The 10,203-nt window shown below is 48.5% G+C and carries 13 protein-coding genes; 3 read left to right on the top strand and 10 right to left on the bottom strand.

What is annotated here, in order from left to right; all coding sequences use genetic code 11:
- Nucleotides 1–26 precede the first annotated feature (26 nt).
- The gene (locus B2248_RS01650; RefSeq protein ID WP_273181345.1) at nt 27–794 is read right to left on the bottom strand and encodes an HpcH/HpaI aldolase family protein; all 768 of its coding nucleotides are present in this window, start codon (nt 792–794) and stop codon (nt 27–29) included.
- Nucleotides 795–1,624: 830 nt separating this feature from the next.
- Here B2248_RS01650 and B2248_RS01655 point away from each other — a divergent pair.
- The 3 genes from B2248_RS01655 to B2248_RS01665 are packed head-to-tail and all read left to right on the top strand — an operon-like array spanning nt 1,625 to nt 3,336.
- Nucleotides 1,625–2,536 carry a DNA polymerase Y family protein gene (locus tag B2248_RS01655; RefSeq protein WP_273181344.1) on the top strand — a complete coding sequence of 304 codons (912 nt, stop codon included), beginning with the start codon at nt 1,625–1,627 and terminating at the stop codon, nt 2,534–2,536.
- Nucleotides 2,536–2,976, top strand: coding sequence for a hypothetical protein (locus B2248_RS01660; protein WP_273181342.1), 441 nt, complete (start codon nt 2,536–2,538; stop codon nt 2,974–2,976). The genes B2248_RS01655 and B2248_RS01660 overlap by 1 nt, the downstream gene beginning before the upstream one ends.
- A 45-nt stretch (nt 2,977–3,021) precedes the next feature.
- Nucleotides 3,022–3,336, top strand: a complete 315-nt coding sequence (locus B2248_RS01665; protein ID WP_273181341.1) for a hypothetical protein — start codon at nt 3,022–3,024, stop codon at nt 3,334–3,336.
- A gap of 148 nt (nt 3,337–3,484) precedes the next feature.
- Here B2248_RS01665 and arsJ read toward each other — a convergent pair whose 3' ends face one another.
- The 9 genes from arsJ to B2248_RS01710 all read right to left on the bottom strand — a co-directional run bounded on the left by arsJ (nt 3,485) and on the right by B2248_RS01710 (nt 10,054).
- Complete coding sequence (gene arsJ, locus B2248_RS01670; protein WP_273181339.1) at nt 3,485–4,696, bottom strand: organoarsenical effux MFS transporter ArsJ; 1,212 nt, start codon at nt 4,694–4,696, stop codon at nt 3,485–3,487.
- Nucleotides 4,697–4,706: 10 nt separating this feature from the next.
- Nucleotides 4,707–5,711 carry an ArsJ-associated glyceraldehyde-3-phosphate dehydrogenase gene (locus tag B2248_RS01675; RefSeq protein WP_273181337.1) on the bottom strand — a complete coding sequence of 335 codons (1,005 nt, stop codon included), beginning with the start codon at nt 5,709–5,711 and terminating at the stop codon, nt 4,707–4,709.
- 29 nt (nt 5,712–5,740) lie between these two features.
- Entirely contained in the window at nt 5,741–6,250 is a 510-nt protein-coding gene (locus B2248_RS01680) for a dual specificity protein phosphatase family protein (protein WP_273181336.1), read from the bottom strand.
- A gap of 11 nt (nt 6,251–6,261) precedes the next feature.
- On the bottom strand, nt 6,262–6,975 hold the full coding sequence (arsH, locus tag B2248_RS01685; protein WP_273181334.1) for an arsenical resistance protein ArsH: 714 nt from the start codon (nt 6,973–6,975) through the stop codon (nt 6,262–6,264).
- Entirely contained in the window at nt 6,975–8,018 is a 1,044-nt protein-coding gene (arsB, locus tag B2248_RS01690; RefSeq protein WP_273181333.1) for an ACR3 family arsenite efflux transporter, read from the bottom strand. Before arsB ends, arsH begins: the two co-directional genes overlap by 1 nt.
- Nucleotides 8,018–8,488, bottom strand: coding sequence for an arsenate reductase ArsC (locus B2248_RS01695; RefSeq protein ID WP_273181332.1), 471 nt, complete (start codon nt 8,486–8,488; stop codon nt 8,018–8,020). The genes arsB and B2248_RS01695 overlap by 1 nt, the downstream gene beginning before the upstream one ends.
- A gap of 24 nt (nt 8,489–8,512) precedes the next feature.
- Nucleotides 8,513–8,869 (bottom strand): metalloregulator ArsR/SmtB family transcription factor, encoded by a 357-nt coding sequence (locus tag B2248_RS01700; RefSeq protein WP_273181331.1) that lies wholly within the window; start codon nt 8,867–8,869, stop codon nt 8,513–8,515.
- Between the two features lie 9 nt (nt 8,870–8,878).
- On the bottom strand, nt 8,879–9,292 hold the full coding sequence (locus tag B2248_RS01705; RefSeq protein ID WP_273181330.1) for an arsenate reductase ArsC: 414 nt from the start codon (nt 9,290–9,292) through the stop codon (nt 8,879–8,881).
- 375 nt (nt 9,293–9,667) lie between these two features.
- A complete protein-coding gene (locus B2248_RS01710) occupies nt 9,668–10,054 on the bottom strand; it encodes an HNH endonuclease (RefSeq protein ID WP_273181329.1) in 387 nt (128 codons plus the stop codon).
- Nucleotides 10,055–10,203 lie beyond the last annotated feature (149 nt).

Genomic DNA, 10,203 nt, shown 5'->3' on the forward strand with positions numbered 1-10,203 from the left:
TGGTGTCCTTGATTCTGTGAGAGTGATTAGGCGTTTCTTATTTCATTGAGTCGTCCGGTCAGGGCGCGATACAGGTAACCTCTGTCTTCACCGCAGAGGTAGTGTGTAACACCATGACTTCGCCACAATTCGAGCTGTTCGTTATTTCGTGGGTTAGCACAGAAAGGCGTGCCTTTTTGCTTACACTGAGCAGCAATAAGGCTTAATGCTTGTTGCACATCAGGATGAGTCGGCTCTGGCCCCAGCCCCATGTTTAATGCTAGATCCAGAGCGCCTTCCATTATCATGGCAACACCTGGCACATCTAGAATGTCCTGGATTGCCTGAACACCTGCCAGTGACTCAATCATTGGAATGAGTAACATGTTTTCGTTAACGGTGTTTATGTAGTCTGAGAGTGTCAACTTTCCAAAACCAGTAACAGAGCCGCCTGTGATTCCTCGGCGGCCCTTAGGCGGGAAAAACATGGCTGAACTGATACTTTTGAGTAGTTCAATATCTTCGGCCTGGGGCACAATAACTCCATGAGCCCCCATATCAAGCACTCGTCCTATCTGCTTAAGGTCGGCATTCGCTATTCTCACAAGTGCAACACAGTCATGTGATGTACAGATCTGAATACATTGCTTGAGAAGAGGCTCGTTATGAGGAAGATGTTCAAGATCAAGTACGACAAAGTCGTAGCCAGCATGAGCAATCATTTCTACAACTAATGGGTTAGGAACAGAGTTTAGAATTCCATAAACGCTGTTTTGTTTATCTTGTTTGAAACTAAAAGATAGAGGTTTGTACATGTAGATATAAGCTAAATGATAATGATTTCGATTAGCGGATCATAATCGGCATATCGAACGATGTAAAGGATGGTGTTCACATTTTTAGTGGCGGGTAGCTAATAATGAAAGGCGAAGTAAGGAAAGTGTTAAAAAGTGAGTGGGTAACTTCTCAGATTGAAGCAGCTTCACTCAGTCTTTGAATGGTAATACCTAATAAACACGGGACACTCGGCTGAATGAGGCGTTAAGATATATTGGCAAATCTCATTTTAGTGTTACTCAATCTAGGTTTGACGCTAAATAATCTAAATCAGGCTATGTCCCTACAATCGATGGTTCGTTACTGTTAAGTTGTCCTGACTTCTAGGAAGCCTTTCGCCAGTAGAGATGGGCGCAACTGCGCTAAGGCACTTTCAGGAACGTCCAGCGTGCAAAAGCCTTTTGCGCCACCTCCATTAAGTGCGAGAACACGGCAGACATTGTCCCTAGTGTACTGTCACTAGCGATGAGAAATGGTTGGAGCCACACATTCCTTTTTGTTCTCCTTGTTCTTCACAATGGCATCCAACTCACGCTGAATTCTATTTAGCAGTTGGCTAGTTTTATGCTGTTCGTTATCGCGTATGCCAGTGGTCAGGGGTATGCAAAAAATACGTTATCCAGAGAGTGAATCAGTACCCGTCGAGTCTCAGTTGCCTATTTGTAACAAATAATAATCGCATAATATGGACATGCAGTAATGATATTGAGTTAAAAAGGCTTGTTTCTATGGACAAAGATAAGAGGATATTGATAGTTGGCCCAACTAGGCATAGATACTTGTCCATACCTCGTCTACTTTCCTTTATGTGGATGAAGCCTTTTTGGATTTAACTGGTTGTCAGTCTCTCTATAAATCACCAGAACATATTGGCTTTCTCATTAAAGACACCATTAGTCAGGTGTCAGGGCTCACCTGTAGCGTCGGTATAAGCGGTGATAAAACCACAGCTAAATTTGCTGCAAAACTGAATAAGCCGGATGGCATGACCATTATTGCCCCTTGGGAAGCTGAAGAGCGTCTAAGCAAAGAGAACGTAACAGAGCTCAGTGGTATCAATAAAGGTATTGCGGGATTCTTAAGTAAGTATGGCATCACACAATGTGGTGATATGAAAAAAGTCCCCATGAGCCTCATTGCAAAACGTTTTGGTAATCCAGGAAGACGGATATGGCTGATGGCTCAAGGACGTGATCCCGAACCTGTTATTACCACAGTGAAAGAGCCCAAATCAGTTGGTCATGGCAAAGTGATGCCGCCTGGTACCCGTGACATGAATACGATACTGACCTTCTTTCAGCACATGTCTGAAAAGGTCGGGGCTCGTTTGCGTAAGCATCATTTCCTGAGTGATACCTTCTTCATCGGTTTGAAGACGCCTTTTGGTTGGCTAGGGACAAAGCAAAAAATAGATAACGCCACGGACGATGGGGCGTTGATATATGACCTATGTAAGCAATTTATTAAGAGTCGCTATAGCGGTGAAGAATGCGGTCAGGTTCAAGTCACAGCATTGAACCCAACCCATCATAAACAGCAAGATATGTTTGTCGATGAGTCAAAAAAACAAAAGCGTGAGGCGCTTAATACCGCCATTGATAAAATTAATGAGCGTTACGGTGAGTTTACAGTTGCCCCGACACGTGTCATTGGGCGAAGTGAAATGCCCAATGTGATTGCCCCAGCATGGAAGCCGACAGGTCACAGGAAAACCATTTAATGTGTGGCGGCGTTTATTTCCAGCATGGTGAGGATGTGCTGCGAATTTTTTATCCTAATCCCAAAGCTGTTTTGCCTGTCTTAACATCAGAAGGCGGCATCAAACTCATTGCCTGGGGAAGGCGACAAAAACAACCTGGTAACTTACCGATGACAGGCTGGGCGCGACTCGATTCTATCTATGCCGGCAGGTGGGATAAATACTTTCCGACACCAGTGAAAATCCCTGTTTTAAGTTTTATGGAAAAAGACTTGGAAGGTATCAGCCACTGGTATGACCTGCAAAAGGGGCAATACATTCAAGGCTTGCTGGCAAAAGAAGGAAATGAGCGTCGAGTGTATGTGGTGACAATCGAACCTGAGCTTGAAGATGCACAAATACATAGTCGCTGGCCAAGGGTCGTACAAAAAGGAGAAAAATCACGACACTTCATTACTTAGCTGACGCCATCCATTTCACTCATTCACACTCAAAAATAAAGAAACATGTTCCAAATTCAAAAATCACGTTACACCCCAATCACTCTACTCGACACGTTAATTGTCATTCTGCTTGTCACAGCTTCGACAGGTATCAGTGCTGAGCCGACAGACTCCTTTAATAAAGCCAAAAAGCTATTGGAGAATAAGATCTACTATGACCACCGCGTCACGCTATATTGTGGCGCTGCGTTTGATGAAAAAAAGAATGTGACTTTGCCCAAAGGTTTTGTCACCAGTAAACATAAAAAACGGGCTAAACGTATCGAGTGGGAGCATATTTTAAGTGGACTTAGCAACATGTTATATATACTCAATTGATTGTTTTATATAAAAATATGTTCATATAGCACTTTCAAGTTTTTAAATCTCTCTACCTCTCAACAAGTACATACCGTTTTCTCGTTATTTTTCCTAACGCTCAGCTGGTGAGGGGGCTTTGCTTTTAGCGCCACTTTATTCGCGAATACTACTTATGACTAGGTAACGCCAGCGTTATCAGGGTCGTCAACGCGACAAACACTGAAGATACCCAAAGACATGCCTCAAGGCCATAGGCTTGAAAAACCCAGCCGGAGAGCAAGGTACCAATAAGGCGGCCCATCGCGTTCGACATGTAGTAAAACCCGACATCTAGCGATACCCCATCTTCTTTCGCATAGGAGACGATCAGGTAGCTGTGTAGCGAGGAATTCACAGCAAACAGTGCACCAAATATCATTAACCCGCCCAGCAAGACCGTTTGTGGCGCGAAGTCTGAGCCTAAGCCTATGGCTATCAAAGCCGGGAGAATGGCAAGCACTGCAGCCCAACCGAAAGCGGTGTCTGGGCCGGGGACTGCACCCGAACGTTTCCCCGTTATTAGCGGCGCGAAGGATTGCACGATGCCATAGCCAATGACCCACAAAGCGAGAAAGCCACCCACCATCCAGAAGTCCCAACCAAAGATGGTACTGAGATACACTGGCAAGGCAATGACAAACCATACGTCGCGCGCGCCGAACAAAAACAACCTCGCAGCGGACAGCACATTAATCGCGCGGCTCTTGGAGAGCATTTCCTTGAATTTCGGCTTCGCTTTGGCTTTACCCAAATCTTCCTTGAGAAGGAACAAACTGGCGATCCACACCATGGCCAATGCCACAGCCATCGCTAGCACTGCACCACGGAAAGCCAGTAGCGCCAGCAATGCACCACCCAAAAAGAAGCCGACGCCTTTCAGCGCGTTCTTCGAGCCCGTAAGGATAGCTACCCACTTATAGAGTGTGCCTTGTTGCGCTGCCGGTACCAGCAACTTAATTGAGCTCTTCGCACTCATCTTATTTAAGTCTTTGGCAATACCGGACATCGCCTGAGCCGCCATGACCCATATTACTGTGAGCCACGTCGACGGAACCGTAAGCATTAGCAGCGCAACCACCTGCAGTGCCAGACCGACATTCATTGTGCGATTGAGTCCGAACCGCGCGCCTAAATAACCACCGACGAGGTTGGTAACCACTCCAAAGATCTCGTAGAACAAGAAGAGTGAGGCAATTTGCAGCGGTGTATAGCCCAGGCTGTGAAAGTGCAGTACCACCAACATGCGCAGGGCACCATCTGTCAGGGTGAATGCCCAATAATTGCCGGTCACCACCATATATTGGCGGATCTGGGGCGAGAGTGAAGCCAGTGAGATCATAAAAAGTCTTTTAGCCAGCTAGGCCTACCTTGCGGGCAAGTTCAGCTGTTCGGCAAGAATAACCCCACTCATTGTCATACCAGGCGTAGATTTTTACTTGCGTGTCGTTCACCACCATTGTCGACAGTGCATCGACAATGGATGAGCGCGGGTCGGTCTTATAATCAATAGAGACTAGCGGCCGTTCCTCGTACCCAAGAATATCTTTCAGCTCACCTTGGGCCGCCTCTTTCAGTAGCAGATTGACTTCTTCAACGGTCGTTTCGCGCTCGACTTCAAATACACAGTCGGTCAAGGAAGCGTTTGCCAAGGGCACGCGTACGGCATGACCATTGAGACGGCCTTTCAGCTCCGGGAAAATTTCTGTTATGGCCGTCGCCGAGCCGGTAGTGGTTGGAATTAAACTCGTGCCGCTAGCGCGGGCGCGACGCAGATCCTTGTGAGGTTGATCGAGAATACTCTGGCTGTTGGTCAGGCAGTGAATCGTGGTGATCGAGCCGTGGCGGATACCGAGCTTTTCATGAATCACTTTCACCACCGGCGCCAAACTGTTGGTAGTGCAGGATGCGGCGGTAACGATCTTATGTTTATCAGGGTCGAATAAATTATCATTCACACCCATAACGATGTTCAAGATGCCGGGTTCCTTAACGGGCGCACTGACGACGACGCGTTTAACACCCTGATCCAAATACGCCTGCAGGAGCTCGGTTTTTTTCATCTTGCCGCTGGCTTCGATGACGACGTCGCAGCCGGACCAGTCGGTTTCACCGATGGCTTTATTGTAAGTGATGGGGATCCGCACACCATCAACAACGATGTTGTTGCCATCAGCGATCGCCTCATGCTGCCAGCGTCCATGAACTGAGTCGAATGTCAGCAGATGCGCATAGGTAACAGCGTCCGCACCCGGATCGTTAATCTGGACGATTTGCACATCATCCATTTCCCAGGCCGCGCGCGTTGATAAGCGACCAATTCGGCCGAACCCGTTGATACCTATCTTGATTGTCATAGTCAATTTTCCTCTAAAGTTAATTAGGTTTAAGCAGACATGGAGGTAGCTAGCCGCTCAATGTAGTCGCGGTGTATTGCTCGCTGAAAAGCATTCGGTCGGACGGATTGCACAAGTTCAATAGCGTCTGCTAACTGAACGCCACGTTCGAGCAGGATTTGCCCGACCACAAGACCGGTGCGACCAGAACCACCCTTACAATGAACTGCCACTGCATGACCTTCATCCAGGAGTTGGTGTACCGTGCTGCGGGTATCCTGCCAAGCGTTGTTGAACGCCTCTGCCGGTGCATCGTCATCGTTAACTGGTAGGTGAAACCACTCAATGCCGTTTTCTCGGCACTGTTCAGGCAGTGTCTCGACATGGTTTTGTTGTAGTTCTTGCTCGATCATAAGTGTGAGAACCGCTTTGGCCTCGGCTGTCTTCAAATCATCAATGGCGGACGCAAGATCTGTATTCGCGGTACCAGGGCAAGGCGTTAGCAACAGAGTCCCTGCCTGGCCAGGGATAGTGAGCGGATATAAGGGGTGGCTGGGCATCGATTTAATTCCTAAATTGAGCGTTGGTTCACGCGTTCTGAGAGTTTTTCAGCTGACTCTTTGCGTTCGGAGTACCGGTCCGTCAGATAGCCGGAGCTGTCGCGCAGCAAGAGCGTGAATTTCACCAACTCCTCCATAACGTCCACCACGCGGTCGTAAAATGGTGATGGTTTCATACGCCCTTCATCATCAAACTCAAGGAAGGCTTTCGGGACCGAAGACTGATTGGGAATGGTGACCATACGCATCCATCTTCCCAGGATCCGGAGCTGGTTAACCGTGTTAAAAGATTGCGAGCCGCCACAGACCTGCAACACCGCCAAGGTCTTGCCTTGAGTAGGTCGCACGGCGCCTATCGATAAGGGGATCCAGTCAATTTGGGACTTGAACACGCCGGTCATGGCGCCGTGGCGTTCCGGCGAGCACCACACGTGCCCCTCGGACCAGGTCACCAAATCCCTTAGCTCCTGCACCTTCGGGTGGTCTGTCGAATCTTCGTCCGGCAGAGGCAATCCCGATGGATTAAAGAGGCGTGTTTCCGCACCGAAGTGACACAGAAGTCGGGCAGCTTCCTGCGTGAGTAAGCGGCTGTAAGATCTTTCTCGAATAGAGCCGTAGAGCAACAGGATCCGTGGCTTGTGAGAAGAACTGCTCTGTTCTCGCAACCTGTCCCTATTAGGGACCTGGAAGTTCTGATCAATATTGGGCAAGCTATAATCCTGCATCACTTATGCTCCTCGTACTCAAACCAATGGCGTGTCCGGTTCGCGATGGCCACCAACGACAACATCACCGGCACCTCAACCAGTACACCTACGACGGTCGCCAGAGCCGCACCCGAGTGCAGACCGAACAACGAAATCGCCACGGCCACGGCCAATTCAAAAAAATTTGAGGTCCCGATCAGACAGGCCGGCGCAGCAATGTCATGCGTCAGCTGAAGCCTGCGCGCCGCGAAATAACTGATAAAGAAAATGCCATAGGTCTGGATTAACAGCGGTATGGCAATAAGGACGATGTGAATCGGTTGCTGGAAGATTACCTCGGCCTGAAACCCAAACAGCAGCACGACAGTGGCCAAAAGCCCCGAGACAGATACCGGCTTTAAACTCTGCACGAAACGATAAACCCCAGCTTCACCGGAACGTGAGAGCAGCAACTGGCGCGTCAGTACGCCGGCCACAAGTGGTAATACAACGTAGAGCAGTACCGACAGCAGCAGGGTTTCCCATGGCACCTCAATGTCACTGACGCCCAGCAAAAAGCCAGCGATAGGTGCGAAGGCAACGATCATGATGAGATCATTCACAGAAACTTGAACCAGTGTGTAATTCGGGTTACCCCGCGTCATTTGGCTCCAAATGAACACCATGGCCGTACAGGGTGCAACTCCGAGTAGGATCATGCCGGCGATGTATTCAGTTGCGGTGGCAGGATCGACAAACCCGGCAAAGAACACCCGGAAAAACAGCCAACCCAGCGCCGCCATAGTGAAGGGCTTGATAAGCCAGTTAACGATGACTGTCAGGAAAAGCCCTTTGGGCCGCTGGCCAACTTTTTTGATCGACGCAAAATCAATTTGGATCATCATCGGGTAGATCATGATCCAAATAAAAATGGCCACGACGAGGTTAACGTGAGCGTATTCGAGCTGCGCTATGAATTCGAAAGTATCGGGCGAGGCAACGCCTAGCCAGACACCCAGCCCGATACATAATGCAATCCACAGGCTCAGAAACCGCTCAAAGGAGCCGAGGCTTGCTTCCATCAGGCCTTCTCCAATGTTCTCAAGGTTAATGCAATAGTGTCAGCTGAGGGATTTTGTTCAAGCACGCCAATCAATGTGCCGAGCCGCCGAAACAACTCCTGATAAACCGACTCAAATGCCACTTGAATCTCCTCTTCGGTGCCGCTGGTCTGAGAAGGATCTGGCAGTCCCCAGTGCGCCTTGAGTGCCTGCCCGAAAAACAACGGACAGGATTCACCGGCAGCTTTATCGCAGACGGTGATAACAACATCGGGCTTGAGTTGAGAGACATCGTCCCAAGATTTGCTGTGGAGGCCTTCAGTGCTGATGCCTTTTTTATGCAGCAGCTCGAGAGTTCGCAGGTGTACGCTACCCGCTGGTTCACTGCCGGCACTGAAGGCTTTATCTTGAGGCGCGGCCAGATGGTTAAAGACGGCCTCGGCCAAAATGCTACGACAGCGGTTGTGTGTACACAGAAACAGGATTTTCATTAGCACTCTTGTTGATTAAGCGAGCTAGCAATTGTTCGCGATACGGGTGGGACGATCACCCATTTGCACCAGCCGACTTGACTGCTCCTCAAGCCATTCGTCATTCGACTTGCCGGTTACCGCCAGAATGTCTTTCACCCATTGAGGCAAGTCGGGGTGTAGGCGGTAATAGACCCATTGCCCCTGGCGTCGATCAGATAACAGGCCGCAGTTACGCAACAACGCTAGATGTCGGGAGATCTTAGGTTGACCTTGATCCAGGGCGTACGTTAGCTCGCACACGCACAGCTCCTGTTCGCGATCAATCAGTAGCGCCATTTTTGCTCGGGTATCATCTGCAAGGCACTTAAAAACCTCGGTGGGGGTTAATTTACTAGTCATAACGGTTACTTACTCTTTCTCGGTGACAAGTAAAAACATCTGGATCCGCTGTTGGATCTCCTTCAACGTCTTGACGAACGCATGGGACGTCCCGACCGTCTGCGGATCTTCAAAATCCCAGGCCATATATTCGCCATCACACTGCACGGTTTGGCACTCAGCCCCAGATTTTTTACAGAGCGCGATAACATAATCGAATGCTTGACCCCGAAACTGCTCAAGCGACTTGCTATGCAACCCTGAGGGGACCACATCAAAGAGCTCAAGTGCTCGTAGCGCACGTGGATCGACTTCGGTAGGGGCTGTACCGGCACTAAAAACTTCGTAAGTGTCCGGTCGTAGGCGACGAAGCAATGCCTCAGCCATTTGGGAGCGGACCGCATTTGCAGTGCAGACAAACAGTACGCGTTTTTTGCGGTGCATAGTGAGACTCCATATATACGTTATTTCGAATATACGTATTTTCGTATATCTTGTAAAGTATCTATTTTGAAGAGGAGTTTCGGAAGGGGCCGCTTAATGATGTGGGTGCAAGGCGCTGGCTGAAAGTCCAGTTTTGCTGTCCTCAGAAAAGTCAAATATCGCTCGGCGCAAAGGTTTGGAGGCTAAGCGTGTCAGAATGAATCGCTTAGGCTTTTAAGGCGAAACCAACAATTTGACCCACCAAATAGGTTGCGATAACTCAACAAGTTTGAACTTCAATTGGTTTGCAGCTTCCCGGTCATTGCCCACCTCACGCCAGTCAATGCCATTTGCAGCTCGTCAACATCAATTGAGGATATTTCCGGCCAACACCTCTCAGCATCTTCCTTGCTTCAGTAGATTTCTGGCGAAAATATCTATTTCTACGCCTTTATCATTTTTGTTATCTTTAAAAACAGGCTTTGGCAAGTCCATTGGCCCATCACCATTGAGCATCAATGCACCATTCAAAGTTTGAAACTTCTGAGAAAACACATTGCCACGATCCCTGTTAATGCGGAAAAACAGACTCAATGGATTCATTTGGCGAGCAAGAGCAGAGTCCCAGCTATCGCCGGATTTTGAGTTGCAGTTCACGCACAAGAATCCTGATACTTTCTTCTTTCCTCCGATAGAGTTGGGGATTAAATGTTCACGCGAGTCTATTTCTGTTGAAATCAGTTCATCACACAATAAGCAATGTTTTTCCAGTTTACTGCTCACTATTTGACTTCCCCTTAATACCTAATTCAACTCATGACTGACGTTTTGTAGAGTTGGTAGGTTCAAAAATTGACACATTTTCAGACTCCGTGATCGCCCGATTTTCTTGGATTTCATCAGTTAATGCTCGATTTTTAGAAACCAAGACA

The sequence above is a fragment of the Methylophaga sp. UBA2012 genome (genome assembly GCF_002335235.1).
Lineage (GTDB): Bacteria > Pseudomonadota > Gammaproteobacteria > Nitrosococcales > Methylophagaceae > Methylophaga > Methylophaga thalassica.